The organism is Haloarcula hispanica ATCC 33960 (assembly GCF_000223905.1).
In the GTDB taxonomy this organism is placed as follows: domain Archaea; phylum Halobacteriota; class Halobacteria; order Halobacteriales; family Haloarculaceae; genus Haloarcula; species Haloarcula hispanica.
Genome location: NC_015944.1, coordinates 306,872 through 332,738 on the forward strand (window position 1 = coordinate 306,872; position 25,867 = coordinate 332,738).

At 62.1% G+C, this 25,867-nt stretch carries 23 protein-coding genes; 5 read left to right on the plus strand and 18 right to left on the minus strand.

The window, feature by feature from the left end:
• Positions 1-96: 96 nt before the first annotated feature.
• Positions 97-1,137: a zinc-dependent alcohol dehydrogenase family protein gene (locus tag HAH_RS18660; RefSeq protein WP_014031261.1), complete on the plus strand. Its 1,041-nt coding sequence runs from the start codon at positions 97-99 to the stop codon at positions 1,135-1,137.
• 478 nt (positions 1,138-1,615) lie between these two features.
• Here HAH_RS18660 and HAH_RS18665 read toward each other — a convergent pair whose 3' ends face one another.
• From HAH_RS18665 to HAH_RS18710, 10 genes are all read right to left on the minus strand, one after another.
• Positions 1,616-2,827: an ABC transporter substrate-binding protein gene (locus HAH_RS18665; RefSeq protein ID WP_014031262.1), complete on the minus strand. Its 1,212-nt coding sequence runs from the start codon at positions 2,825-2,827 to the stop codon at positions 1,616-1,618.
• Between the two features lie 175 nt (positions 2,828-3,002).
• A complete protein-coding gene (locus HAH_RS18670) occupies positions 3,003-3,935 on the minus strand; it encodes an ABC transporter ATP-binding protein (protein ID WP_014031263.1) in 933 nt (310 codons plus the stop codon).
• A complete protein-coding gene (locus tag HAH_RS18675) occupies positions 3,935-5,050 on the minus strand; it encodes a FecCD family ABC transporter permease (protein WP_014031264.1) in 1,116 nt (371 codons plus the stop codon). The genes HAH_RS18670 and HAH_RS18675 overlap by 1 nt, the downstream gene beginning before the upstream one ends.
• Positions 5,050-6,030, minus strand: a complete 981-nt coding sequence (locus tag HAH_RS18680; protein WP_023843014.1) for an NAD(P)/FAD-dependent oxidoreductase — start codon at positions 6,028-6,030, stop codon at positions 5,050-5,052. The genes HAH_RS18675 and HAH_RS18680 overlap by 1 nt, the downstream gene beginning before the upstream one ends.
• A gap of 267 nt (positions 6,031-6,297) precedes the next feature.
• Entirely contained in the window at positions 6,298-7,758 is a 1,461-nt protein-coding gene (locus tag HAH_RS18685) for a carotenoid oxygenase family protein (RefSeq protein WP_044952840.1), read from the minus strand.
• 133 nt (positions 7,759-7,891) lie between these two features.
• Positions 7,892-8,881 carry a DMT family transporter gene (locus HAH_RS18690; protein WP_014031267.1) on the minus strand — a complete coding sequence of 330 codons (990 nt, stop codon included), beginning with the start codon at positions 8,879-8,881 and terminating at the stop codon, positions 7,892-7,894.
• Positions 8,882-9,157: 276 nt separating this feature from the next.
• Positions 9,158-9,427, minus strand: coding sequence for a DUF7571 family protein (locus HAH_RS18695; protein WP_005532887.1), 270 nt, complete (start codon positions 9,425-9,427; stop codon positions 9,158-9,160).
• A 125-nt stretch (positions 9,428-9,552) separates the two neighbouring features.
• Positions 9,553-10,170, minus strand: a complete 618-nt coding sequence (locus HAH_RS18700) for a class I SAM-dependent methyltransferase (RefSeq protein ID WP_014031268.1) — start codon at positions 10,168-10,170, stop codon at positions 9,553-9,555.
• Between the two features lie 134 nt (positions 10,171-10,304).
• The gene (locus tag HAH_RS18705) at positions 10,305-10,583 is read right to left on the minus strand and encodes an SHOCT domain-containing protein (protein ID WP_023843015.1); all 279 of its coding nucleotides are present in this window, start codon (positions 10,581-10,583) and stop codon (positions 10,305-10,307) included.
• A 154-nt stretch (positions 10,584-10,737) separates the two neighbouring features.
• Positions 10,738-11,172 (minus strand): pyridoxamine 5'-phosphate oxidase family protein, encoded by a 435-nt coding sequence (locus tag HAH_RS18710; RefSeq protein WP_014031270.1) that lies wholly within the window; start codon positions 11,170-11,172, stop codon positions 10,738-10,740.
• A 102-nt stretch (positions 11,173-11,274) separates the two neighbouring features.
• Between HAH_RS18710 and HAH_RS18715 the strand changes: the two genes are divergently transcribed.
• Complete coding sequence (locus HAH_RS18715) at positions 11,275-13,110, plus strand: bacteriohemerythrin (RefSeq protein ID WP_014031271.1); 1,836 nt, start codon at positions 11,275-11,277, stop codon at positions 13,108-13,110.
• 68 nt (positions 13,111-13,178) lie between these two features.
• Here HAH_RS18715 and HAH_RS18720 read toward each other — a convergent pair whose 3' ends face one another.
• Complete coding sequence (locus tag HAH_RS18720) at positions 13,179-13,409, minus strand: hypothetical protein (protein ID WP_014031272.1); 231 nt, start codon at positions 13,407-13,409, stop codon at positions 13,179-13,181.
• 92 nt (positions 13,410-13,501) lie between these two features.
• Here HAH_RS18720 and HAH_RS18725 point away from each other — a divergent pair, with 92 nt between their 5' ends.
• Entirely contained in the window at positions 13,502-14,272 is a 771-nt protein-coding gene (locus tag HAH_RS18725; RefSeq protein WP_014031273.1) for a hypothetical protein, read from the plus strand.
• A gap of 214 nt (positions 14,273-14,486) precedes the next feature.
• On the opposite strand, the gene HAH_RS18730 is transcribed toward HAH_RS18725, so the two are convergent.
• The 3 genes from HAH_RS18730 to HAH_RS18740 form a co-directional block, all read right to left on the minus strand.
• Complete coding sequence (locus tag HAH_RS18730) at positions 14,487-15,335, minus strand: hypothetical protein (protein ID WP_014031274.1); 849 nt, start codon at positions 15,333-15,335, stop codon at positions 14,487-14,489.
• Between the two features lie 87 nt (positions 15,336-15,422).
• On the minus strand, positions 15,423-16,349 hold the full coding sequence (locus HAH_RS18735; RefSeq protein ID WP_014031275.1) for a hypothetical protein: 927 nt from the start codon (positions 16,347-16,349) through the stop codon (positions 15,423-15,425).
• 294 nt (positions 16,350-16,643) lie between these two features.
• Entirely contained in the window at positions 16,644-17,942 is a 1,299-nt protein-coding gene (locus HAH_RS18740) for an amidohydrolase family protein (RefSeq protein WP_014031276.1), read from the minus strand.
• Between the two features lie 143 nt (positions 17,943-18,085).
• On the opposite strand from HAH_RS18740, the gene HAH_RS18745 reads away from it, so the two are divergent.
• Both HAH_RS18745 and thrC read left to right on the plus strand, forming a co-directional pair.
• A complete protein-coding gene (locus HAH_RS18745) occupies positions 18,086-19,429 on the plus strand; it encodes a dihydroorotase (protein WP_014031277.1) in 1,344 nt (447 codons plus the stop codon).
• A 160-nt stretch (positions 19,430-19,589) separates the two neighbouring features.
• Entirely contained in the window at positions 19,590-20,849 is a 1,260-nt protein-coding gene (gene thrC, locus HAH_RS18750; RefSeq protein WP_023843016.1) for a threonine synthase, read from the plus strand.
• 48 nt (positions 20,850-20,897) lie between these two features.
• Here the strand turns inward: thrC and HAH_RS18755 are convergent, their stop codons facing one another.
• The 4 genes from HAH_RS18755 to HAH_RS18770 form a co-directional block, all read right to left on the minus strand.
• Positions 20,898-21,932 (minus strand): LLM class flavin-dependent oxidoreductase, encoded by a 1,035-nt coding sequence (locus HAH_RS18755; RefSeq protein WP_014031279.1) that lies wholly within the window; start codon positions 21,930-21,932, stop codon positions 20,898-20,900.
• Between the two features lie 100 nt (positions 21,933-22,032).
• Complete coding sequence (locus tag HAH_RS18760) at positions 22,033-23,025, minus strand: ABC transporter permease (protein ID WP_014031280.1); 993 nt, start codon at positions 23,023-23,025, stop codon at positions 22,033-22,035.
• Positions 23,025-24,125 (minus strand): ABC transporter permease, encoded by a 1,101-nt coding sequence (locus tag HAH_RS18765; protein ID WP_014031281.1) that lies wholly within the window; start codon positions 24,123-24,125, stop codon positions 23,025-23,027. The genes HAH_RS18760 and HAH_RS18765 overlap by 1 nt, the downstream gene beginning before the upstream one ends.
• Complete coding sequence (locus HAH_RS18770; RefSeq protein ID WP_014031282.1) at positions 24,125-25,789, minus strand: ABC transporter ATP-binding protein; 1,665 nt, start codon at positions 25,787-25,789, stop codon at positions 24,125-24,127. Before HAH_RS18770 ends, HAH_RS18765 begins: the two co-directional genes overlap by 1 nt.
• Positions 25,790-25,867 lie beyond the last annotated feature (78 nt).

Here is a 25,867-nt window from a genome sequence, read left to right on the forward strand (position 1 = left end):
CACCACTGGTAATTGTTGTCATCCAATACGAGCAGCGAAGGTGACGTACCGAAGTGGCATGAGAACGGTTTTCCACAGCCACCCCGAAGCGATCACATGCGCGCAGCCATCTACCGTGGCCCCGGTGAGATTGCCGTCGAAGAGGTCCCGCGGCCGGAGATCGAATCGCCCACCGACGCGATTGTCCGTGTGACCCACACCGCTGTCTGTGGTTCCGACCTGTGGTTCTATCGCGGTCAGAGCGACCGAGAGGAAGGGTCTCGCGTCGGCCACGAACCGATGGGTATCGTCGAGGAAGTCGGCGACGACGTGCGCTCAGTCGAGCCCGGCGACCGGGTGTTCGCCCCGTTCGTCATCAGCTGTGGGCGGTGTGAGTTCTGCCGGAAGGGACTGCACACGTCCTGTGTCAACGGCGACTCCTGGGGCGGCGACAACGGCGGCGGCCAGGGCGAGTACGTCAGAGCGACGGAAGCCGACGGGACGCTCGTCCGCGTTCCCGACCGCCACGCCGACGACGAGGACACGCTGGAAGCGATTCTCCCGCTGACAGACGTGATGGGGACCGGTCACCACGCGGCAGTCAGCGCCGGCGTCAGCGAGGGAGACTCCTGTATCGTGGTCGGCGACGGCGCTGTCGGACTGTGTGGCGTACTCGCGGCCCGCCGTCTCGGAGCGGAGCGGATTATCGCGATGGGCCACCACGAGGACCGGCTCGAACTCGCGGAGTCGTTCGGCGCGACCGAGACCATCGCCGCCCGTGGTCAGGACGCCGTGGACGCGGCAGACGATCTGACCAACGGCGGTGCGAACCACGTCCTGGAATGTGTCGGTGCGGCCTCAGCGATGGAGACCGCCATCGACGTCTGTCGGCCGGGCGGGACCGTCGGCTACGTCGGTGTCCCGCATGGGGTCGACGACTCCGGACTGGACGTGTTCTCACTGTTCGGCGACAACATCGCGCTCAACGGCGGCGTGGCACCGGTTCGTGCCTACGCCGACGAACTGCTGGCCGATGTGCTGCAGGGCACACTCGACCCGTCACCGATCTTCACGAAAACCGTCGACCTCGACGGCGTTCCCGAGGGGTATCGGGCGATGGACGAGCGCGAAGCGATCAAAGTTCTCGTCAAGCTGTAGTCGGTCTGCACTGGCAGTCAGCCAGGCAACCCACCCGGTAGCTCGTTACGCGTTCCGCGACTAGTTTCGGAGAATTCCCACGGACCAGGCTTCGGATCGGCCGATACTGGCGGTCAGCGGCGGTTCAGCTAAAGGCTAGAGACGCTGCTACACTAGCTTTCCGCACGACCGACAGCGAGGGCGGTCAGCCGACGGGTCGTAGGCTAACGCAACGTCGTTGCAGTGACGGCAGTATCGGTCGGAGCCGGTGGTGTAAGAGTGCGTGTTTCCTTCGTGAACTAACATATGTGAGGTGATGACAGGGAGGTATAAATTCTTTCTGGACAAACAGGCCACTATACCCTTATATTCAATATATACTGCCAATAGTTACTACGATAGTAGACTATTCATCCATATCTGGGATGTCTCTGTCACAATGGGCCTATTCGATAGTATGCTCCGAGTGTCCGTGCGTCGGCTGCCGTATCGTTGTCGCTCAGGCCTCGAACCCACCGTTGATGATATCCGCGACCCGCTTGCGGTCGAATAACTGTTCCTCGGCCGGGATTTCGGGATACGGCCCCTCAGTGTACGTCGGCCATTCGCCGAACTGCTCGGGATACAGTTGCTTTGCGGTCATCTCCAGTTGGAAGAGATGCAGTATCGGACCCTGATATCTCGCTCCCTGGGGGTAGATCCGGTCGTTCTGTACGGCCGTGATTTCCGATCCGACCGGGTCGGATTTAAACGCCTCCCGTCGCTCCGGAAGGCTCGTGTTCGGCTCGAACCCGCCGAGGTGCAGGATGACGTCCGGGTCCGCCGCAAGCAGCGTCTCGAAGTCGACCACGGAGTTCGTCTCGACCGAGCCCTCGAAGGCATCCCGCGCTCCGAACGGGCGGGTGTGTGCGGTCAGGAATCCGGGGTTGTCAAGGGTATAGGCGTAGATCTCGTCGAGATCAGCCGCGGCGAGCAGTACCGCCGACGGGCGCTCCGACTCGGGCGGCAGGTTCGCGTCGATGGTCGAGCGCATCTCGTCGTGAACCGCCGCAAGCGCCTCGTATCGGGCCTGTTCTTGGAACGCCTCAGCCACGAGTTCGAACTGCTCCCAGAGAGTGTAGTACTCGTAGTCCCCCCATCCGGACGGGGGTTCGGCGTGTCGGTCACTCAGCGAGTTGCCGAACCACGGCGAGACGTTGGTGGCGATCTCTTCGAAGTCCTCACGGTCCCAGTTGTCCTGTTTGGCGATCCAGGCCGGGTCTGCCAGGTGGATATCGCTGTCCAGTTCGTACAGTTTCTCTTTGCTCGGTTTCCACGAAGAGTACAGCCCGGTCCAGTCCAGCGACACGCCCGGCAATCGTTCGACGAACTGGTTCCACAGCCCACTGTAATAGTCCGGCGCGTGCATTGCCGTGACAGTGTCCCCGCGACCCAGGGCGAGCGCCATGTCTGCGTGGTGCGTGAGCCGCGTGAAGACGGTCTCCGGTGGCGAGTCGAAGGTCACCGCTCCCATCGGGGACATCGACACGGAGTACGACCCGTCTGCAGTTGTCGTGTCCGTCTCCGTCACGGCCTCCGTCGGCGCGGAGCCGGTTCCCCGCTCGGCATCACCGGTGCATCCCGCAAGCAGCCCGGCACTGAGAACCGTGCCCCCATACTTGACGTACTCTCTTCGCGTCGGTGACTCGATGTCAGTGGTGTCGTCAGCCATTGTTTTAGGCTAGCCTAAAAAATATATAGATGTTCCGGTTCACCAACCCGGAACAATCCAGTATCAAGCGCCGAGTCCGGCGTCCGTGGGAAGAGTCCAGTATCAAGCGCAGAGCCCGACGTCCGTGAGAAAAATCCGTGGGCCAGAGTGCGATTTCGTGGTGGTCTTACTGGCCCTATTCGGCCACGACCTCCTCGGCGCGATCCGGTTCGGCACTATCGTCACCAGCAGTGCGTTCGTCGCCGTCGTGGCGGGCACGGATTGGATTCACGCGCGGCCCGTGTGGCGTAGCCGAGACCTCTGCCTCGATTTCGAAAACGTCCGCGAGGAGTTGTTCCGTGACGACAGCCTCGGGTCGTCCCCGGGCCTGTATCTCGCCGTCTTTGAGTGCGACCATCCGGTCGGCGAGACGGGCCGCCTGCTCGATGTCGTGCAGGACGACCACGATGGTAATGTCGCTCTCGTCCCGGAGTGTTTCGATGATCTCCATCACCTCAAGCTGGTGGTGGAGATCGAGGAACGTCGTCGGTTCATCGAGCAACAGCACGTCGGTGTCCTGTGCGAGGACCATCGCGATCCAGGCGAGCTGTTTCTGGCCACCACTGAGGCTACCGACTTCACGTTCACAGAGATGGCCGCAGCCGGCCAGGTCAATCGCCCGCTCGACGGCGGCCTCGTCTTCCTCGGTGACACTGTCGAAGAACCCCCGGTGTGGGTACCGACCGTGGTACACCAGATCCTCGACCGAGATGCTGTTTGGCGACGTACTCTCCTGAGAGAGCAGGCCGAGCTTCCGAGCGATCGCTTTGGTCTCCAGTGTCTGGATGTCTTGCCCGTCCAGCAGTACCGATCCGGCTTCCGGTTCGAGCTGGTTGGCGAGGCCTTTCAGCAGCGTGCTCTTGCCCGACCCGTTCGGGCCGACGAGCGCAGTCACGGCCCCGGGTTCGGCGGTGATCGATTCACCGTCGATGACCGGTTCATCCGTCCCGGAGTACGAAAGCACCACATCGTCGCCGACCAGCGGCCGGTCCCGGTGACTGGACTGGGACCCAGCAGCGGTGTCATTGACCGTAGCGATACCGTCCGAGTTGGAGTTGTCCTGTGACATTAGATCTCACCCATCTGTTCCTGTCGCCGCATCAGGTAGAGGAAGTACGGCCCGCCGACGACGCCAGTGACGACGCCGACTGGAACCTGTGCGGGGCTCAGGGCCAGCCGTGCACCAACGTCCGCAACGACCATCAACGCCGGCCCGACGAACACGCAGCCGATGAGGAGCCGGCGGTAGTCGCTCCCGACGATGAGTCTGACGATGTGGGGGACCACGAGGCCGAAGAACCCGATGATCCCCGCAACGGAGATTGCCGTACTGGCCGCCAGAATGGCAACCGCGGACAGCATGAACCGGACCCGCTCGACACTCATCCCGAGCGAACTCGCGGTCTCTTCTCCGAGCAGGAGGAGGTTCAGCTGTCGTGCGCCCGCCAGCGCGAGGAGCGTCGCGGCCAGCGTCGGGATGACAGCGATGCGAAACTCCTCCCAGCCGACGCCCGTTAGCGACCCGGTAATCCAGGCCAGCGCCGACTGGACAACGCCCAGGTCGTCGGCGAAGAAGAACAGCCCCCGCTGGAGGGAGGTAAACACCATGTTGACGATGACACCAGCAAGGACCAGTCTGACCGGGCTCGTTCCGCCCTGCCACGCGATCATGTACACGAGCAGGAACGCGATGGAGCCACCGACCGCGGCAAACAGCGGGAGGAACGGAGCGAGACTGCTGAACAGAACGAGGGTCAGCAGTACGGTGAGCCCCGCCCCGGAACTCACGCCCAGTATGAACGGGCTCGCCAGTTCGTTTCTCGTGACGGCCTGGAATATCGCCCCGGAAACGGCGAGACACATCCCCGCAAGCACGGCGACGATTACCCGCGGCATCCGAATGTTCCACACGATGAGCGTCCGTTTCGGCAGTTCGGGAAGCTCGGCCCCGAAGAAAAACGACTGCCACGCCTGAACACTGAACCACACCTTCGGGTCGAACACGGCCTGCCACGCCTCGAGGATGGTCATCGAATACGCCCCGAAGCTCACCTGAAGGAGACCGGCCCCGAAGGCGACGGCAACGCTCGCGACACATAGCCCGAACAGGGACCCATCGAGAGTGTCGAGCCAGGTCCTGGCCCGTGACAACACGTCGGTGGCCCCCCGTGTCTCGCTGACCATTACTCGCCCACCTCCGCGAGTCCGTCGCTCGCGCCGAGGTAGTCCCGGATCGTTTCGTCATCTATTGCATCGAGAACGGCGGTCTGGTCGAGCCACGAAACGACCGCCGTGGGGTCCAGATAGCCTGCCAGTGCTTCTTGCCCTGTTTCCGTTCGATCAGCTATCTCGTCGGATGTTATATACGACGAGCGCCGTTCATCAAGAGCCGCCTTACGGACCCGCTGGAAGCGGTCCGACCCCGGTTCGACGGGGGCGTCCTCGGCGTACCGGTCGTCGAAATATTCGACCCAGGTCGATCGTTCGGTCCATTCGTCGTCGAGTTCAGCCCTCCGTCGGACCCAGTCCACTCCATCAGCGACAGACTCCCACCAGCCGTCGTCGATTCTCGTATCCGCGATCACCCGACGTGCGACCCGTGCGCCCCGGCCGGCCGCAATGATCGCCTGCATGTCCGCCGCCTCGGACGGTGAGGCAACGTAGAGACCCGGAACCGGTGTCGTGCCGTCGGCGTCGGCGTACGTGTTGTCGAAGGCTTCGTGTTCCTCGCCGTCATGTTCGTACGTCTCGAACATCGCCGCGTCGTCGTCAAGACCGCGCATATACTCGCCGTCGTAGCGAGTCGCCGCGATGACACGGCGAGTCGTGGCGGTTTCCCCGTCCTGCGTTTCGACGACGAAGCCCTCCCCGTCGTCAGTTCTGTCGAGCGATTCGACTAGCTGGGAGACGACGGTACAACCGGCAGTTTCGGCATGGTCCTGAATGCGGTCGTACAGCGTCTCGACGTCGATACCGGCCGGGAAACCGAGGTAGTTTTCGAGGTAGGCACAGCGCTTGAGCGACGAGCGGCCGCGGTCGTAGACGGCCGTATCGAGGTCCGCTCTGGCCGTGAACACGCCCGCCGAACAGCCGGCTGGACCGCCCCCGACGATGATGACATCGCGGTCGAACGTCGTCCCCGTCCGGTTCCCCACTGCCACCATGTTCACGACGCTCCGTCCAGTGTCCGTGACACCGACAGCCGGTGTGACGGTTCGGGGGTGTCAATCGATTCGTTCAGCATACTATTTAGGCCAGCCTAAATGGATAAAGCGTTTTCGAATTTTAGGCAAGCCGAACATCATGTCAACAGTTCGTATTCGTTGCCGGGATAAGATGGATGCAGCCTGACACGGATTGGTGGAGCGATGTACCGGTGCGTTCCTACCCAGTGGTCGAAGCTATCCGGACATAATCTCCAACCGTCCGTATCAGTCGTCGGCCGCCACCCTGAGCTCGGGGAAGTATCGACCGTGGAAATCGAACGGGGCGGCGTGGGGGAGCGTTGCCCGGGCGCGCTCCGTAAACGTCTGACCGTCGAGGACGAGTAGCCGGGACCGGTCGGCGTCCGCGTCCAGCGCAACGACTAACACCACGCCGTCATCCTCGGCGTCGCCGTTCGGTGCAGAGACGAACACCGGCTCACCGAAGTAGTCCCCGCCATCGTCGAACGTCTCGACAGCGCCCGTGTCCGTGTCGAGTTTCAGGACGCGACGGGCCCACTCGGTGACGGGAGTATCCATCCCCATCGCGTACACGTACCGGTGCGGACGACACCAGCGAGCCGGTGAGACGGTCGGCAGCGCACTGCCGTCCGGGTACAACATCTCGCGTGACACCGCCGCGTCGACGTCGCCGTAGCGAGGGGCACCGCTTCCGGTACCGAGGTCCACAGTGAACCGCTCGATGCGGCCGACGATAGCGCCCATCTCGCCTGCACGAAGGTTGTCCAGATATAGCGAGTCGATGGTCGTCGCGTCGGGTACTGTTTCGAGGTCGAACACCAGTTCTCTGCCCCCATCTCGCTCGAACGCGTTGACGTGGTGAAAGCCGAACACGGCGTCGATGACCGGCTCAGCGACGACGGTTCCCGTAGTCCGGTCCATGACGATGATTCGGGTTCCGCGGTCTGGTTCCCACTCGAACTGCTCGATAAACGGTGCCTGCCGGCCGGGCTTGAGAAACCGTCGCGGGTCGAGTCGGAGCGGGAACTCCGTCAATACGACGTACCGGGGCGTGAGCGCGAAGCTGTGCATGTACGACGGCTGGTCGGTGTCGACGCTCCCGACGTGTCGCCGGGTCCCGTCCGGCGTCATGGCAGTGACGTGGTACTGGCTGGTCCGTCCGAACGCCGTGTCGACGTTGACGAGGACGCCGCTCGTCGGGTCGCGTTTGACGTGGGCACAGGAGAGCTGGCCGGTCGGGACGCCGTCGTCGTGTTCGATGTGACCCGTCGTTTCGAGCGTGTTCGGGTCGAAACGCACCTTCCGGGGCGATTCAGTCAGTGCGACGTACTCGCGGCCGAACCGCTCAGCGATGATGTTCGTGTTGTCGTAGGGGTCTGTCAGAAACGTCGCCAGCCGCGAGCGAAGCGTCGTCTCGCCGGTCGCGAAGCCGCCCTCGAACTCGCCACTCGTCGCCGCTTCGTACGCATCCGTTCGGAGGAAGCGGTTCCGATAGTGAACGGCGTCACCATCCGGGTCGAAGGTGAACCGGTACAGCATCGCGAACCCGTCGAACCAGTGGTCGACACTGCTTCCATTTGGGAAGGAAAACGCGCCGGGGCCGTTCCGGATGAGACTGCCACGGAGCCAGTCCGGGAGGCCACCGGTCACGGGGATCGATGCCGTTGTTTCGTCGTGTAGCGAGTGGAACCCGGGATGGGGAGCCATACCGTTGCAACGGGTGGCAGCGGCTAAGTCCTGATGCCCCTGACTGGAGTACATACGGATTGTTGTAGATTATGTCCGGGTAGCGCTGATCTCGGGGTCGGCGCATACCGGAACATCGCCCCAACAATCCGTATCAGTCCTGCGTCGAGTACGCGTTTCCGCTGACGACGACGCAGTCGTCCCGTGGAGCCTGTGTTCGATGGGGCGGCGAACCAGTGTGACGGCGGCGTAACGACCGAAGCACGTCGGCTTTCACCCACGCGAAGCCGACCACGATGACGGCGAAGCCGGTGACGGTAACCGGGCCGAGTGTTTCACCGAGCAGGAGCCAGCCGCTGATGGCCGTCACTGCCGGAACCACGTAGGAGACCAGGCTGGTTTCAGCGGCCCCGACTGTGCTGATCAGCCGGAAGTAAAGGAGGAACCCAATCGCGCTGGCGACGATGCCGAGGTACGCGATTGCCGCTAGCTGTTCGAGCCCGACTGTGACTGTTCCGAGCCGTTCCGAGGGCAGCCCCGCGCTGACGGCGTGCAGGATGCCCGCCCCGAGCAGGGTCATCCAGGCCTGCAGACTCACAAGCGGGAGCGAACTGGTGTAGCGTTCGGTCAGGACTGCCCCGACGGCGAAGGCCACAGCCGAACTGATGAGCAGGGCGACGCCAAGCAGTCGGCCGCCGACCGCTCCCGGCGTGGGATTTGCGATGATAACCACGCCGATGAATCCACAGACGGTACCGATGAGTTCGTGCGGACGGGCCCTGTAGCTCGGTATCAGCGTCGATGCGAACGCTGGCGTCACAACCGGCGTGAGACTAAGCAGGATCGCGCCGAAGGAACTCGGGACGTACTGCTGTCCGAGAAACAGGAGCGCGAAGTGTGCGCCGATGAGGACGGTGCCGCCGATGAGAATCAGTGACCAGTCATCGCGGGTCTGTGGGCGCAGTGACCGGCCGCGCCAGAGAGCATAACCGAGCAGTACAACTGCAGCGATGTCGTGTCGGACAGCTGCCAGCAGCACCGGCGGAACGCCTTCGAGACCAGTCTTGATCGCCACAAAGGAAAGTCCCCAGATGAGTGCGAGCGCAGCAAACAGCAAGCCAATATGTCGTGTCGAGCGTGTCATTCCAGTAGAGACCTACCGTATGTGCTGGAGGAGTATGAAGCTTCTATCGCCACTGTGACGCACACACACGGCTTCTGTCGGCGAATCCGACGTTCAGAAATTATGGCAGATAGTGCGTGTCCACAGTACAATTGCGGTCACTTGTACCGAGACGTATTGTTCTACTCGGGTACGGAACACAGAAGTCGTATTCAGGTGCGACCGTGTCCTCAGTTCGCGGTCAGGTGTGTCAAAAAAGGCTGATGCCCACATCGGCAGCCCGGCTGATGACCCAGGTCAGGTCGACATCGTGTCGAAGTGCCAGCCCGGGTCAGTCCCGGTTTCGTCGATGTGCTCGGACCGGCACGCCGGACAGCAGTCGGGGACAGCGGTTTCGGACCGGGGGACGTACACCGCGCCGTCACACTCCACACAGGCGTCCGCAACGACGGTCACGCAGTCCGCACAGAGATTGAAGTCGTCGACTGTGAGGTCTCGCAGGGGTTCGAGTTGTTTGTCCAAGAGGTACTCGTCGATAGCCGCCTGACAGTTTTGGCACAGTTGCATAGCGATCCAACTTGACGCATGATACCGTGACACAAATAGTTGCTGCCCGGTTATCGATCCTGAAGTTACCGGTGGGTGGCGATCCGACGACAGAACCGGCGAAAAGTGATACATAGCGGTGCGGGCTACGGCGCACGGAACACGCGAATGGTGTCCCGAGACGTCGGTTCCCGAATGAGTTGTGCGAACCCTAGTTCTGAAAATACTTGCTTCCAGTTGCGGTGATACAGCGGGAAGTCGTCGTCGACGTAGCTCACGTCAGTGTCTTCGCGTCCACGTTGGGGACTGTTGCCCTCGTTTTCGGCGATTACGAGGAGGTCCCCTGCGATGCGAGCGATCTCCTCGAACACCCACGCGTCGTCGGGGTGAATGTGCTGGAGCGTCTCGACCGAGTAGACGACATCGAAGGCGTCATCCTCGAACTCGGTAACGATGTCCTCAAGCGCTCCGGTGTGGAATGTCCCCGAATCCGCGAGCCGAGGGTAGTGTTCGGCCATCACGTCGAAGGATTCGTCGTTGATGTCGATACCAGTGAGGTTCCCGTACCCGTTGGTCTGGAGGTGTGCCAGATGGCGGCCCGAGCCACACCCCAGTTCGATGATCCGGGCGTCATCGTGGACGTAGTGGTCGAGCACGTTGACCAGCGTCTCACTCACTTCGTTCGGTCCGAGTTCAGCGTAGTACGCCGGCGAGAACTTCCCGGAGCGGGAGGCCCAGTCGTCGCGAACGTCGTCCGGGTCCATACCCACCGTACACCGTTGCGGAATAAATGTACCACGAAGTGTGTCAGGCGGGCCGCGGACGCAGTCAGGGAGTCATAAGTCACGGATGAGTGTCCCACCAGACGGACAGATGATGAAACTGCCAGTGTCGTGGCCTATGACTCGTGCTGGAGCAACCGGTCGGCCCGTGTTTCAAGCTCCGCCTCGTCGATCTCGCCCGACGCGTACTGCTGTTTGAGGGTCTCGAGTGAATCCGGTTCAGCGGTCGCCTCGCGCTGTAACTGCACGTACAGCAGGACACCGATCGCCACAACAGCGATGATGAACGCTGCGAGCAGCAGCCACCAGCCGCCTGAGGCCATGCCCATGCCCGTCGCCCCACCGTGGGGTCCCATCGGTCCGTGCTGGAGTAGCGCAGTTGTTGGCGGTAGCATCTGGTACACCTCTGTTTGTATCTACGGGGTTCAAGCCATAATTACGTGCGTTAGTTCCCACAGGCTGAGAACACGAAGCGGGCCGAACAGCAGTGAATACAGCGCTGAGAGGGAGGTCTGTAACCGGTGGTGTCCGTGGGTCGCGACACCAGTTTCACCCGACTCGGAATTCTCGTCCGTACCAGTCGTCGATTCGGAGTTCGTACGGCGTCGTCGTCGATGTGTCGTCCCAGCTGACTGGATTCGGGGCGAACTGTGTGTTGCTGGCCAGCGAGGCGAGGGCTGGCTCTACCTCGTCATATGTCGCCTCTACCAGCTCACCCGTAACCACGACGCTTCGCCACACGGATTTGGGTTCTGTCTCTTCGTACACGGTGAACCCGACGGTGGCGTCAGCCGTCAGATAGCGGTGTTTCTGGCTCTCGTCGCTCTCTGAAAGGTGAAACGCCAGGCTATCGGTCGCCGGGTCGTACCCGAAGGCGACCGGGACCGGATACGGAGCCGCCTCCATCGGGCTGGACAGTGCCAGCACGCCGATTCCGTTGTCAGTGAGGACGTCGACAACCGTTTCGTCACGTAATTCTCGCATCCCGACTGCGATGTTAACTGGAAACTACTTGGGATGCAGACCGCATTTTCACTCGATGGGAACGTGAGAGTTACTTTTCAAATAATGGGTAACAGAACAGGTATGGGCACAGACTCGACGGGGGAGTTTGCCGAGTGGGACGAAGAACGGTACAGCACAAATATCGAACGGTTCGATGAGCAGCACAAGCGCCTGTTCGGGCTGCTGAACGACCTCCATACGGCGATGAACGAGGGCCACTCCGAGGAGGAAGTCGGTGACATCCTCCGGGAACTCGAACGCTACACGGAGTACCATTTCGGTGACGAAGAGGAGTTCATGCAGAACTGTGGCTACGCCATGGACTGCAGCGACTGTTTCTACAATCACCGCGAAATGCACGAGGAGTTCGCTGGAAAAGTACAAGAGCTCCGCGAGAAACACGAGAACGGGGAGTACGTCACGATGGAGGTCCTGACAGTCGCCCGGGACTGGCTCGATGCGCATATCGCCGCCGGCGACGAGGACCAGAACTACGCTGACTACTTCCAGAGCGAAGTCAGCGACGACTACGAGTACGAACCCGGACAGTTGTATCAGGACCGAACAGCGTCGGAGGACCCCGTGCCAGTTGACCGGCAGCCCGAAGACGCCGGCGTGCGCCTCGACAGCGACGTCTACGACGGTGGCTCGCTTTCGGTTCCGGAGGGGTCGGTCGCGGCCTGGTTCGAAGACATCGTTTCGGACCACGGGGACCGGACCGCGGCGCTCGTCCGGGATGACGGCGAGTTCGTCGAGCGGAGTTTCGAGGAGATGGCCGAGCGGGCGAAGGCGGTCGCGGGCGGGCTCCTCTCGACGGAACTGCGTCCCGGGGATCGACTGGCCATCAGAGCCCAGTCCCAGTACGAGTGGTCCGTGCTCGACCTGGCCTGTCATTTCGCCGGACTCGTCCCGGTCGCACTCTACCCGTCTGCGAGCAACGACCGAGCAGCCCAGATCATCGAGCGGACCGGCGCGACCGGACTCGTGGCAGCGGGAGACGAGGCCGGGGATCTCTCGATGGCCGTCGAAACCGTGCTCGACTTCGAGGCGCTACCGACTGCTGAGGCGAGAGTGCTCCCCGGCCTGCAGACTGACGGTGACGAGGTTGCGACAGTCGCGTTCGACGTGGCAGCCCCTGCGGAGAAGGCCGGCTGCGCGCTGACACACCGGAATCTACTGGCGGCAGCAGAGAGTCTCCGGGAGGGGCTTCCCACCGGCCCCGGCGCGACCGGGACGTGTTCGCTCCCGCTGGCACACATCTATCAACGTGTCGCGACGTACTACCTCTGGGCGACCGGGAGCGCCGTCGCCTACCTTGAGGCCGAGGAGTTCGTGGAACAGCTCGCGGCCGTCAAGCCCGACGTGCTCGTCGGGGTCCCGAAGATGTACCAGCAGCTCTACGGGACGATACAGGACCGTCTCGGCGACATGGGCTGGATGAAGCGGAAGGTCGGCGGTCGAGTGGCATCCTACGGGCAGGGTATCGTCGAGGGGCGGGGAACACCGCTGAAGTACAGGGCCGCCAAGCGACTCGTCTACAAGCCGTTGCGACGAGAGACAGGGTTATCAAACCTCACCTACGCCCTCTCCGGGACAGGCCGGCTGGACGATCATCTGCTGTACTTCTTCCGGGGGCTGGGCGTTCCGATATGCGAACTATACGGCTCCGTCGGAACAACCGGTGTCGGCGCGCTGAATCCGGCTGCGTCCTTCGTTGAGGAGTCAATCGGCGACCCAATGCCGGGCGTGGAAATCGCTGTCTCGGAAAGCAGGGAGATACTGGTCCGTGGCCCGACTGTCCTCGGTGGGTTCCTCGACGGCGACCAGACTGGCGCACAGACGCTCCGGGACGACTGGTATCACACCGGCGAAGTCGGTGAGGTGGGGCCAGACGGGGAACTGTCGCTCGCCGAGTGAGCATATCGGGTGAGCGGTGAACAGCCCTGTTTACCGTACAGTCGATCGAGGTCGTAGTTCGAGTCGGGTCAGACGAGCCGAGACCCGAGTGCGACGAGTGGCACGAGAACGACTAGGTACGCGGCCGCCGAAATCGCCCAGTCGCGTCGGATAGCCGCTATTCGAGCCGACGGCAGTCGGGACCGCGGGAGCACGACGAAAACGAAGAAGCCGACCATCAGGATATAGAGGACAGCAGCGGCGACCACTGTTGCCAGTATCGACTGCCCGCCCACGAGCCCTTCGCTGGTGAGAAGCATCCAGACGAACAGCGGACCAGTCAGCCAGCCAGCGATGTGATACCGATTTGTTGGGTGCGAAAGCCTGTGAGGCCGTACGCCGTAGTGACGCTATGCGCACACAGGACGCGGGACACCGAGCGGCAGCAGTCGCCGCCATCGCTGACCGGGATTACCGTCGCGCTGGTGACGAGTACACGCGGGCCGGGTGGCGTGTTCTTTCGGACCCGCGGGAAGGCATCGAGCCGTTCAGTGCCGACGAGAAGGGATGGGTCGGTGACGGTCTCCAGTACCTCGCGACGAGCGCGGTCTGCTACCGCGTCGCCGGAGCGGACACGCGCGCCACCCGCCGCGGCGTTGAGGGAGTCGCCGTGGTCAAGGAATTGACCAACGGGCTCGAACACCCCGTTCAGCACGCCTGCCTCAAGGAGTTCGTCGGAGACTTCCGAACAGTCGCAGGACTCGACGATGTCGAGGCGGCGTACCGCGAAGCTGAATCGGCCTACAAGGACGCTGGCAGTGCTGTCGACAACCCGCAAGCGTGGGGGACGACGCCGCTGTTCGAGGCCGCTGCGACCCTCATCCAGCAAGTCGCTCGTGGCCCTGCCAACGGCGAAATCGCTCTTCCCTGGGAAGACCTCCACGGCACGGACCCGGACGAGCCCGGCAGGTTCCTCGCACAGCGGGCCGTCGTCAAACGGCAACGGTTCCCCAGCCTCGTCCAGCAAGTGATTACCGACGGATTCCTTGCCGCCCCTCGCGGGACGACAGAGTACGACACTGACCACCACCGCTGCCCGCACTGTGGCTCGACAGATGTGAACTGGGTCGCAGAGAGTGTCGTCTGTCTACGGTGTTCCCGTCCGACGGCCGAGACAAACTAATACACAGCATCTGTTTCCAGAATAGGTCAAAATGTCGGTATTGTGTATCCGTATTTCGACTTTTCAATATTAAAAGTGTCCTATAAAAAGCCATCTGAAGTCTGCGTTATCCGATTTGACAGCAGCACCTCTATTACAGGCAGATCCGGAGTTACTCAGTCCAGTAAGAATAGAGGATTAGAGAGAAGAGGTCCAGACAGGCTGAGCCAACTGGTCACGTTGTCGGTTCGGTCGACTCGGGCAGTGACGCCGAGTCGGTGCGTGCTTCGAGCAGTAGTCGCCGATTAACGATGTGATCGACGACAGCAGTGCTGTCGAGAATTTCCGTCTCACCGTCGTGGGTATCCGGGTCGCCGGCGTACCGCCGTATCTTGAACGAGTCCATCGCGTTCCGGTTCTCCGAGACTGGTTCGATAACTTCGAGGTACTCGTCGGTGGTGGTGTTACGATAGGTCTCTCCCGTGGCAAAACCGACAACAGGGACATCCACAGGCCACTCCCACGAGAACTGCCGGAGATACTGGTCGAACTGCCAGACGAGGTGCGCCGGGTCGAGATCGTCGTCGAGCGCTCCCACGGCGGCCGAGTCGAGTGTCCGGTCCCAGTAGTCGACGACGCAGTCCTTGAGATCGTCTTGCAGACAGTCCTCGACCAGCTTCTGCTCGATGGGATAGCCGATTTCGATGGCAACGATGGCGTGTCGGTCGAGATGGGTGAGACAGCGCTGGCATTCGATCTCGAACACGGACAGGCCGAGTGGGTTATCCGCAGTCAAGTGCGCCAGTTCGTTCCCGCAACTGGGACACCAGAGAAACAACACCCCGTTGTCTGCACCGGACAACTCGCCGAGCACAGTCAGGTCATCAAACGCGGTGTCGGGATCGTTCGTCAGGGAGTCGGACTCCGACTCCGGAACGGCCTCTGCGGCATCGTCCGCGTATTTGGCCAGCTTTCGGTCTTTCAGCAGCGACTTGATAACCGAATCGTGCGAGGAGTGAGACTCCGTATCACGTATCTTCTCTATCTGTTCTTTCGTCCAATCTCGTACGCGTATAGTTGCCATTTATCACACATTCAAACCGGGCTACAAAAACATTTTCCTTTTATAATGAAGGTTAATCTTCGCGCACAACCACCACGTAGAGATCAGTTACCGACTGGCAGCAGTGATACGCCGCTTGATTTCGGCGTTCGAGACACGTATCTGGGTAGCTGCCAGCCGATGGGTGACGAGGTCGAGGAGGTCCAGTTCCGACAATAATCTCCGGGCGTGTGTCTGGCTCAAATCGAGACGCTGGGTCACCTCGTCCAGTGAGGTGGACTGGGTAACAGTCTGTGCGAGGTCGGCCACAGTCACGTCCTGAGAGATACCGATTCCATCCGCGACGAGATTGTCGTCGCTGTCCTGTGAGTCCGCCTCAGCGAGCAGGTCGGCGACAGATCTGGCCCCCAGTCCGTCCGGTTCTTCGGGTTGGCTGTTGTCGGCCACCCTGTCCTCAGAAGGGTCCGACTCGACCGGGGAGCTGGCGTCGGTGTCGGTATCCGAATCTGTCTGCATGTCCGCAAGGCTGAGTCCGCCTGCCTGTGGCGTCGTGTCGGTCGGGTCGTGGATATCATACTCCACCATATATCGGCGCACAGTTTCGGAAGTCACGTCGGCGTCAAGCGCTTCGGTCATCTCCGGGAACGTATCGCAGGCCTCGTAAGCCGCCTGAAGTGCCTCGGGGTCCTTGTATGCTGGCACGGAATCCGACTGCGAGAGGGTCTCTGCCAGTTCATTGGACGTGCCCCCTTGATCGTCTGATGGTACTGGTATGTCAGTTCCGACAGGGACGGTAACCGTCACGTCAATCTCAACCCGCTTATCGGTCAAATCGAAGCCCTCAGCCTCGACAGATACGTCGTCGTGTATCGAAACACCACCGAATACCGGCGTCGCGAGTGTCAGGTCAGCACTGATTTCGTCGTTATCCGCTGTCGTCTGGCCCCTGACTGAGACCGATTTGACCTCAGTATCAGACGAATCTAGGCATTCGAGTACCTGCGTGAAAGTCTCAAAGGCGTCACTAACTACCATGTGACATTCACGCTCACAGACCCACTATTACATACGGGAACCGGAAAAAATTGCGATGGCACACGAAATAGACAGATTCGGCCCATCAACGATGCTACAGTCAAAATACCGTGTGTACAGAATGTGCACATCTACGGTGAAATCGAGATATCGTCCGTTTTTTACACCCTGAGAGTGTTATTCTTTCGTGCCCGAAAAGGTGGCTCTCCGCAATTCGCAGAAGAAGTGGATATATACCCTTAGAGTGTATATATTTGCGGCAGTCGAACAGGTGTCATTCACAGCCGGTAACTCCTACAACCGTTCCCAGAGTTCTGCACTCGCATCGCCGACGGCGGTCATGTCCGAATCATCGACTCCAGTGACGCCGGATTGCTGGTCGTACACAGTCTCCCCATCGATAATCGTCCGGGTAACGTCCGCACGGCTTGCAGCGCTGACGACGTAGTAGGGTGCACTCCCGTCTAACACCGGGTTCGGCCCCAGGTCAAGTGTCACGAAATCACCACGCTTGCCGACCTCGATACTACCGACAGCGTCGTCCATCCCCAGCACTGCCGCGCTGCCGATTGTCGCCCATTCGAGGGCAGTCGCCATGTCGAAGCCGCTCGGGTTGCGCTGCTTGAGTTTGTGGATACCGACGGCCGAACGCATGGTCTCGAACATATCCGGGTCCCACCCGTCGTCACCGAGTCCGATTGTCATCTCGTTGGCTTGCATCGTTTCGACGTCAGCGATACCGACGGCGTTGTTGATGTTGGAATATGGGTTGTGTGCGACGTTGACGTCGTTTTCGGCGAGGATTTCGATTTCGGACTCGGTGGAATGGACGCAGTGGGCGGCGATGACTTCGGCGTCGAAAAAGCCCATGTCTTCGAGCGCTGGCACCGGTCGTTTCCCGTAGTCGGCGATGGATTCGTGAACGTCGACCAGCCCCTCTTCGAGGTGTATCTGGATCGGGCGGTCGTGGTCGGTAGCCCGGTCGACACACTCCTCGACGATGTCCTCGGTGTTGGTAAACAGCGTGTGGAGGCAGTAGTGACCGGAGACGGTGTCGTACCGCTCCTCGGTTTCGTCGATGAATCGCTGATTCTCCGCGATGCCGTCTCTGGCCTGGGACTCGGAGTTTCGGGCCGTCGTCTCGAAGGCGATCATCCCGCGGATCGGCGTCTGTGCGACGCCCGCTGCGACGGCGTCGAGGCCGCCCGGCAGTGTGTTCGGCCCGGAGTAGTTGTCACAGAAGGTTGTGACGCCGCTCTGAAGCATCTCGGCACAGGACCCCAGTGCGGACAGGCGAGCGTCACGCTCGGTAAACGCCTCGTCGACGTTCCACCAGATATCGACGAGCGCTTCGTAGAAACTCTCTGGTGAGGCAGCGAGCGGCGCACCGCGAATCGGGAGCGCGTACATGTGAGTGTGGCAGTTCACCAGTCCCGGGATGACGACCTCGTCAGTGGCGTCGATCACGTCAGCACCGGACGCGTAGCCGTCCTCGATAGCGACGATCTCACCGTCCTCGACAACGACGTGTACCTCCGACCGGACCGTGCGCCCACCGTCCATCGTGATGAGCGTCCCTGCGTTCAGTATCACAGGTTGGGCGATACCGGCAACCGACTAAAAGCTACTCCGCCCCAGAACGGCCTTAGCGGCCATTCTCTCACAAGCCGTGTGTGGGCCGGATGTGGCGTCTCACACACTAACTGTTTTCGTCGTTCGCCCTTGCCCGTACTGGCATGACAGATATTCACATCAAAGACGCACAGGTGGTGACGGCGTCGGGCATCCAGCACGGTGAGATTGCGATTTCCGACGGAACGATAGACGCCGCTGGTCCGGCGTCGTCGGTCCCGACTCCCAGTGACCCGGATACCGTCATCGACGCGGACGGCATGGTCGCGCTCCCGGGCGCTATCGACGTGCACACCCACATGCACGACGACGAACTGTTTCCGGATGGAATCGACTTCGCGTCTCAGACTGCGAGTGCGGTCGCCGGCGGAGTGACGACGGTCATCGAGTTGCCGACGCAGACACCCGTCACGACTCCCGAAGCAATGCAGGAGAAAGCAGCGGCGTGCTCGGCGCTCGCACACGTCGATTTCGGCCTTGTCGCGGGCAATGTTCAGGACCCCGATATCGACGTGGCCGGCATCGTGGACGCCGGAACGGCGGATTTCAAGACGTTCACCGCCGACCCGTATCTGGCGAGCGACGCGTCCATCGCCCGGCTCATGCGGCGCGTCGGCGATGCCGGGGGAACAGTTCGCGTCCACTGTGAGACGCAGGGACTGCTCGACGACGCGCGGTCGGCTATCGACGGCGACGAGCCCGAGGTGTACATGGACTCACGGCCGCTCGAAGCCGAGCTAGACGCGATTTCTCGGGCGGGCTACTTCGCGGAGTACGCCGATTGTCCACTGCACGTCGTCCACATCTCCAGCGGGAGCGGCGCGCGGGAGGGCGACCGCTTCAAATCGCGAGCGAACGTTCCGGTCACGCTCGAAACCTGTCCGCAGTATCTCGCCTTCTCGAAGGGAGACGTTGCTGAACACGGGCCGTTCCTGAAAGTCAACCCTAGCCTCAAATCCGACGCCGAGCGGGAGCGGCTCTGGGATGCGGTTCAGGACGGGACGATCGACCTCATCGGCACGGACCACTTCCCGACGTACCGCGAAACTCGGGATGTCGGCTGGGATGACATCTGGGAGCCATACGCCGGCCTCCCGGGCGTCGAGACGATGGTCGAGTTCCTCGTCAGCGAGGGCGTCCACGAGGATCGGATTTCGTGGCCGCGACTACGTGAACTCGTGTGTGCGGCACCGGCCCAGAACGCTGGCATCTATCCCAAGAAAGGCTCACTGCAAGTCGGAACGGACGCGGACGTGATGCTCGTCCGGACCGAGGAGTACGAGGTCACCGCCGACGGCCTCACGTTCGTCGGTGGCTGGACGCCGTACGAGGGACAGCAGTGGAGCGCGCGCGTAGATACGGTCGTCGCCGGCGGTGAGGTCGTCGCGAAGGACCACGAAGTCCAGTCAACGGCGGGCCGTGGCCAGTTCTTGGACCGCCCGCTGTAGCGGTTTTGGTCTCCATTGACCTGATATATGGTTCACAAATGGATGTGTGGCGTGTGCTGGCCGTGTGTGAACATGTGTCAGCCACGACAGAGGAGGTTCACCTCACAATCGAGCTAAAGCCGCAGTACGGTTTTATACCCAGTTGTACTCAGGGAGTAGTATGGGCATGACGCAAGTCACAACCCTCGAGTGTACACTCTGCGGGGTGGAGTACGACCCGAACCAGATCATCTACACCTGTCCCGAACACGAGGGCGTAAAGGGAATTCTCGAAGTGACATACGACTACGATGCTATCGACGACGCGTTCGATGGCGACCTCGGCGGGCCGATATCGAGCCAGTGGAAGTACGAGGCGTTTCTGCCAGTCGCAGCGGACGCCGATGTCGTGACGCTCAACGAGGGCGGGACCGACCTCTTCGACGCACCGAACCTCAGCGATGCCCTGGGGGTCGAAACGCTTGTCAAAGACGACGGACGGAACCCGACGGGGTGTTTCAAGGACCGCGCCAGCGCTATCGCTGTCACGAAGGCCAAACACGCCGGTCGAGACATCATCACCTGCGCCTCGACCGGGAACGCCGCCGCGTCGCTGTCGGGCTATGCCGCCCGCGGGGGGATGGACTGTCGAATCTTCGTCCCCGGTGACGCTCCGACAGGCAAGCTCGCACAGCCGCTCGTCTACGGTGCGGACGTCCTCGCTGTCAACGGCAGCTACGACGAAGCCTACGACCTCAGCGTCGAAGTCACCGAGAAGTACGGCTGGTACAACCGCAACGCGGCCATCAATCCGTTCCAGGTCGAGGGCAAGCGGACGGTTGGTCACGAACTCGCCGACCAGTCGATTGCTCGCGGACACGTCCCGGACTGGGTCGTGTTCTCGATGGGCGACGGCTGTACGATCGCCGGGGCCTGGAAGGGGTTCAAGGAGTTCTACGACCTCGGCTACGTCGACGACCACCCCCAGATGCTGGGCGTCCAGGCCGACGGTGCGTCGGCCATCCACGACGCCTTCCACGACCACGACGATATCGACGATATCGCCGAAACGCTGGCCGACTCAATCGCGGTCGGGCGGCCGCGGAACACGCTCAAGGCCTGCCGCGCGCTGGAACAGAGCGGCGGAACGAGCGTGCTGGTCTCCGACGACGAGATTCTGGCGGCAGAGAAACTGCTTGGCAGCACCGAGGGAATCTACTCCGAACCGGCTGGCGCGGCACCTATCGCCGGCGTCCAGACCGCGCTCGACCGTGGGATCATCGAGCAGGACGAAACCGTCGTCGTGGTATCTACCGGCTTCGGCCTGAAGGACACGAAAAGCGCCGAGAAGGCAACCGGCGGGGTCGACCGAATCGACCCCGACATCGCGGAAGTCGAAGGCCTGTACGGCACGGCCGAGGAAGCCGCGGCCGACGATTGAGCAGGCCGAAAAGGGATATCGTCACCTATCGAGTCGGCGGCCAGCGACCTACAGGTAGCCGTCCGCGAACTCGTCGATCATCAACCGCCGGTCCTCGCCAAGCGGATAGAGAATCGGGCACTGGCAGCCAGTTTCCGCGTACTCCCGGACTTTTTCTCGGCACTGTTCGGGCGTGCCGCTGGCGGTGAGTTTGTGCACCACGTCGTCCGGAATGAGGTGCATCCCCTCCTCGATGTCGTCCTTGTCGGCCGGCCACCCACCGATTGTCTCGCCCACCTCGTCGATGAGGTCCTGACTGACGCCGCTGGCCTTCATGATATGAGGCTGTTGCCCGAGGTACTGCGTGATGAGTTCGCGGGCGTTGTCCAGGGCCTTCTCCTGGTCATGGTCCATCGAACAGACGACTAACTGGGGCCGGTCGATGTCGTCGAGCGAACGGTCGCCACGTTCCGCCCCGGTCTTCAGTGCGTCGAGGGCCTTCTCGTTGTACTCCGGGCTGACGAGGTAGTTCAGCAGCGCGCCGTCGGCGAAGTGGCCGGTGAGTTCCAGCATTTTGAACCCGGTTCCGCCGACGTAGACCGGGACGGTCCGCGGCCCGTCGTCGCCGTGGACCACGTCCAGTTCCACGTCCCGCATCTGGACGAACTCCCCGTCGTAGGTGACGTTCTCCATGTCCAGCAGGTCCTGTGTCACCTCGACGCACTCCCGCATCGCCCGCAGTGCGCCGCTGCGGTCGATGCCGACTTTCTCGGCCAGCGGGTCCCACCACGCCCCGATGCCACACATGATCCGGTCCGGACCGGCGAGTTCTTCGAGCGTGCTCATCGACTGCGCGATCAGCGCCGCGTTGCGCGTCCAGTTGTTGATGACACCCGTCCCGAGTTTGATATCGTCGGTGACCGCGGCGTACGCGCCGAGCGGGGACACGGCGTCGCGTGCCAGCCGCGATTCGGCCTGCCAGATCTCGTCGATCCCCTGTTCCTCCGCGTACTGCACGAGTTCCACGTTCTCTTCCAGCGAGTGTTTGTCCTGCAAGTAGATCCCGACACGGTCGCCTCTCTCGAAGACCTGATTGGCGCTCATGAGACATCCTGAATTCTTCGAATGCCGATAAATAGATTTGGCAACACACACGGTCTGTGGCAGGTGTGGCCGCTCGTTTCGGCCCGTACCCGACTATCCGTTAATCCGTCTCGCGGCTGTAGGACTGCAACAGCGCCGAGGGAACCGCGAGCTGGTCGCTCTTGGTCCGGATGACGGCGTACGCCAGTACGAGAATCGTCGCCAGATACGGGTACGTCCCCATGATCTGTGGGTTCATGAGGAACTCGACGACGGGGTTGATGACCCCGGCGAGCGGCGCGTCAGGACCCACCGTCAGCGAGATGGACTGCGAGCGAATGCGGAGCGCGTCGAGCAGGCCGAACAGATACGCTCCCACGAGCATCCGGCGGGGCCGCCACTGTGCGAAGATAACCAGCGCGACGGCGATCCAGCCCCGGCCCGCGGTCATGCCGGGCACCCAGAGCTGTGAGAACGCCAGCGAGAGGTGTGCCCCAGCCGCGCCGGCGAACCCGCCGCCGATGAGTACCGCGAGATACCGCAGTCTGAACACGGACACGCCCATCGTGTCCGCCATCTCGGGGTCTTCGCCGACGGCTATCATTTCCAGCCCGAGATTCGAATGGTGCAGGAAGTACCAAACCACGACCAGCAGGCCGAGTGCGAGGTAGTCAGTCGCCGTGCTCCGGAAAAAGGCCTCACCGATGACCGGGATATCGACGAGGTACTGTCCGACGAGCGGGAGCGTCATTTGTGGGAAGCCGTCGATTGATTCCTCGACCCAGCCAGAGCCGAAGAACGTCGTCAGACCGCCCCCCAGCAGCGTCAGCATGACGCCGCTGATGACCTGGTTCGACTTCAGCGTGATACAGAGGAACGCGTGGACCAGCGCAAGCACCATCCCGAGGAGGATGCCGACGCCGAATCCGAGCCAGTGGCTCCCCGTCACGACGGTAGTGATGAACCCGCCGAGCGCGCCGACGAGCATCATGCCCTCGACGCCGAGGTTGAGGACGCCCGCCCGCTCGCTGAGGAGTTCCCCCATCCCGGCCAGCAGGAGCACGGTCGCCGCCTGAACGGTGGCATCGAGCAGCCCGGCGATGAAGCTCACCATCAGTCGTCACCCCGCTGTGGCTGGGCCGGCGTCTCCGCTGGCCCGCGTTTTACGTCGATACCGACACGGTAGCTCTTGAAGAACTCCGCAGTGATCAGGAAGAGGATTACCAGCGCCTGGATGATCTCGACCAGCGCCGCGGGCACGCCAAAGGCCACTTCCATGCTCGACCCGCCGACGAACAGCACGGCGAAGAAGAGCCCCGCGAGCAGCACTTTGAGCGCGCTGTTGCGGCCGAGCAACGCGATCGGAATGGCGGTGAAGCCGTATCCGGGTTCGAACCCGGCGCGGTATCGCCCCTGTGCGCCGGCGATTTCACTGATGCCGCCCATGGCCGCGAACGCACCGCCAACGACGAACACCAGGAGGTAGACGTAGAACTTGCTCATCCCCGCCTGCTGTGCGGCCGCATCGTTCGAGCCGACGAACGTGATTTCGAACCCGAGTCGCGTTCGCGTCATCAGGACGTAGGTCACCACGACCATACAGACGGCGACCAGTAAGCCGGCGTGGACCCCGCTGACCAGTTCCGGAATCGTCGCGGCCTCGGAGAACCGCTCGGACTGCGGGAAGTTCCCGGTCCCGCCCTGCATCGGTCCCCGGAGCAAGTAGCTCTGGATTTCGAGGGCGACGAACGTCAGCAGTAGCGAGGTGATGATCTCGTTGACGTCCCACTTCGCACGCAGGTACGCCGGGATGCCCGCCCAGATACCGCCGGCCACGGCTGCGGCGACGAACATCAGCGGGACCAGTGCGAGCCCCGGAAGCGAGACGTTCAGCCCGATCCAGGTCCCGGCGAGTGCACCGGCGACGAGCTGTCCCTCGGCACCGATGTTGAACAGTCCCGCTTTCAGCGGGAGATACACCGCCAGTCCCGTGAGAATCAGCGGCACCGCTTTCGTCAGCGTCTCGGTGAGGCCGAACTCGGTAAAGAGCGTGTCGACGAACATCGTCGCGTACGCCGCGACGGGATTTACATCGAGGACGACCAGCGCGACGGCGCTCACCGCCAGCGCGGCCAGTACGGTGAACACGGGCGTCCCGTAGGCAAGCCAGGCGGGAATCTCCTCGCGTGCGTCGACGTTGACTGCGACATTCATCAGCTCTCACTCTCCTGTGTGGCCACGGACTGAGGCGGCGACGAAGCCGTCTCACTGGCGTCGTCCCCACCTCCGCCGGTCATCTCCAGACCGATCCGTTCCCGGTCGGCCTCGGCCGGTGTCGTTTCGTAGACGAACTCGCCCTCGTACACGACGAGAATTCTGTCGCTCAAGTCGAAAATCTCGTCCAGGTCTTCAGAGAGCAGGATAATACCCGTGCCCGCCTTGCGCTGTTCGAGCAGTGTCTCCCTGATGAACTCGATTGCCCCGACGTCGACGCCACGGGTCGGTTGGTTCGCGATGAGCAGATCGGGGTCGCGGTAGATTTCCCTGGCCAGGATGAGCTTCTGGAGGTTCCCACCGGAGAGGTCGCCGGCGTTGGTCTCGGTGACGTCGCTGACACCGCGGACATCGAACTCCTCGACCAGCGTCTCGGCGTACTTCCGGAGTTCCCCGTAGTCCAAAAACGGCCGGTCGCCGAACCGGCCGTCCCTGAAGTCTTTCATCGTGGCGTTGTGCATCACCGAGAGGTCCTCGGCACAGCCGTACTGGAGTCGGTCCTCGGGGACGAACGAGACGCCGCTGTCGACGAACGTCTTCGGTTTCGCGCCAGTGATGTCCTCGCCGTTGACCACTAACTCGCCGGCTGTCACGTCACGGATGCCGGCCAGGACCTCGGCCAGTTCCTTCTGGCCGTTACCGCTTACGCCCGCAATACCGACGATTTCGCCCTGCCGAACCGTCAGGTCGATACCGGAGAGAGCTTCGATATCTCGGTTATCGGTGGCCTCAACCCCGCGTGCGCGCAGAACCGGCTCACCGAGGTCGACAGCGTCCCTGTCGATTTCGAACAGCACTTCGCGGCCGACCATCATCTCCGCGAGGTCTGCCCGGGAGACTGACGACACCTCGGCGGTGCCGACGTTTTCTCCCTCCCGGAGAACCGTTACGCGGTCGACGATGGCGTCGACCTCGGTGAGCTTGTGCGTAATGAAGATTATCGAGAGTCCCTCGTCAGTCAGCCGTTCGAGCGAGTCGAAGAGCCGCTCGGCCTCGGTCGGCGTAAGGACTGCTGTGGGTTCATCGAGAATCAGGAGGTCGACATCCCGGTACAGCGCCTTGAGTATCTCGACGCGCTGTTGCTGGCCGACATCGAGTTCCCAGATCTTTGCGCTCACGTCGATGTCGAACCCGTACTGATCCGCCAGGTCCTGAATCCGCTGCTCGGGGACGTCGAGACCGAGCGAGAACTGGCCGGCGAGCGACTGGACGAGACTGTTGTTCCGGACCGCCGCCGGGAGCCAGCTGTCCTCGGCATCGCTGCGAAACGCTGTGGCCGGTTCACGTTCACCGAGCACGACGTTCTCGGCGACGGTCAGGCGTGGTATCAGCATGAAGTGCTGGTGGACCATCCCGATCCCGGCGTCGATAGCGTCCTGTGGCGACTCCAGGTCGAGCCGCTCGCCGTCGAGATAGATATCGCCGTGGTCCTGAGAGTAGAGCCCGTACAGAATCTTCATCAGCGTGCTTTTTCCCGCGCCGTTTTCACCGAGGAGGCCGTGGATTTCCCCGCGCTCGACGGAGAGGTTGACGTGGTCGTTGGCGACGACCCCAGGGAACTCCTTCAGAATCCCCTCCATCCTGAGCGTGGTGTGTTCGGACATGCTCTCTGATCTTGGCCGGGTATCAACAATGTAGTGGCATAATTGTTTCCAAAGGTAGCCATATTCGCCGTCCAGAAC

Coding starts and splice junctions, on each gene's coding strand:
- HAH_RS18660 (WP_014031261.1), top strand. CDS start 97: ATGCGCGCAGCCATCTACCGTGGCCCCGGTGAGATTGCCGTCGAAGAG.
- HAH_RS18665 (WP_014031262.1), bottom strand. CDS start 2,827: ATGGCTGACGACACCACTGACATCGAGTCACCGACGCGAAGAGAGTAC.
- HAH_RS18670 (WP_014031263.1), bottom strand. CDS start 3,935: ATGTCACAGGACAACTCCAACTCGGACGGTATCGCTACGGTCAATGAC.
- HAH_RS18675 (WP_014031264.1), bottom strand. CDS start 5,050: ATGGTCAGCGAGACACGGGGGGCCACCGACGTGTTGTCACGGGCCAGG.
- HAH_RS18680 (WP_023843014.1), bottom strand. CDS start 6,030: ATGGTGGCAGTGGGGAACCGGACGGGGACGACGTTCGACCGCGATGTC.
- HAH_RS18685 (WP_044952840.1), bottom strand. CDS start 7,758: ATGGCTCCCCATCCCGGGTTCCACTCGCTACACGACGAAACAACGGCA.
- HAH_RS18690 (WP_014031267.1), bottom strand. CDS start 8,881: ATGACACGCTCGACACGACATATTGGCTTGCTGTTTGCTGCGCTCGCA.
- HAH_RS18695 (WP_005532887.1), bottom strand. CDS start 9,427: ATGCAACTGTGCCAAAACTGTCAGGCGGCTATCGACGAGTACCTCTTG.
- HAH_RS18700 (WP_014031268.1), bottom strand. CDS start 10,170: ATGGACCCGGACGACGTTCGCGACGACTGGGCCTCCCGCTCCGGGAAG.
- HAH_RS18705 (WP_023843015.1), bottom strand. CDS start 10,583: ATGCTACCGCCAACAACTGCGCTACTCCAGCACGGACCGATGGGACCC.
- HAH_RS18710 (WP_014031270.1), bottom strand. CDS start 11,172: ATGCGAGAATTACGTGACGAAACGGTTGTCGACGTCCTCACTGACAAC.
- HAH_RS18715 (WP_014031271.1), top strand. CDS start 11,275: ATGGGCACAGACTCGACGGGGGAGTTTGCCGAGTGGGACGAAGAACGG.
- HAH_RS18720 (WP_014031272.1), bottom strand. CDS start 13,409: ATGCTTCTCACCAGCGAAGGGCTCGTGGGCGGGCAGTCGATACTGGCA.
- HAH_RS18725 (WP_014031273.1), top strand. CDS start 13,502: ATGCGCACACAGGACGCGGGACACCGAGCGGCAGCAGTCGCCGCCATC.
- HAH_RS18730 (WP_014031274.1), bottom strand. CDS start 15,335: ATGGCAACTATACGCGTACGAGATTGGACGAAAGAACAGATAGAGAAG.
- HAH_RS18735 (WP_014031275.1), bottom strand. CDS start 16,349: ATGGTAGTTAGTGACGCCTTTGAGACTTTCACGCAGGTACTCGAATGC.
- HAH_RS18745 (WP_014031277.1), top strand. CDS start 18,086: ATGACAGATATTCACATCAAAGACGCACAGGTGGTGACGGCGTCGGGC.
- thrC (WP_023843016.1), top strand. CDS start 19,590: ATGGGCATGACGCAAGTCACAACCCTCGAGTGTACACTCTGCGGGGTG.
- HAH_RS18755 (WP_014031279.1), bottom strand. CDS start 21,932: ATGAGCGCCAATCAGGTCTTCGAGAGAGGCGACCGTGTCGGGATCTAC.
- HAH_RS18760 (WP_014031280.1), bottom strand. CDS start 23,025: ATGGTGAGCTTCATCGCCGGGCTGCTCGATGCCACCGTTCAGGCGGCG.
- HAH_RS18765 (WP_014031281.1), bottom strand. CDS start 24,125: ATGAATGTCGCAGTCAACGTCGACGCACGCGAGGAGATTCCCGCCTGG.
- HAH_RS18770 (WP_014031282.1), bottom strand. CDS start 25,789: ATGTCCGAACACACCACGCTCAGGATGGAGGGGATTCTGAAGGAGTTC.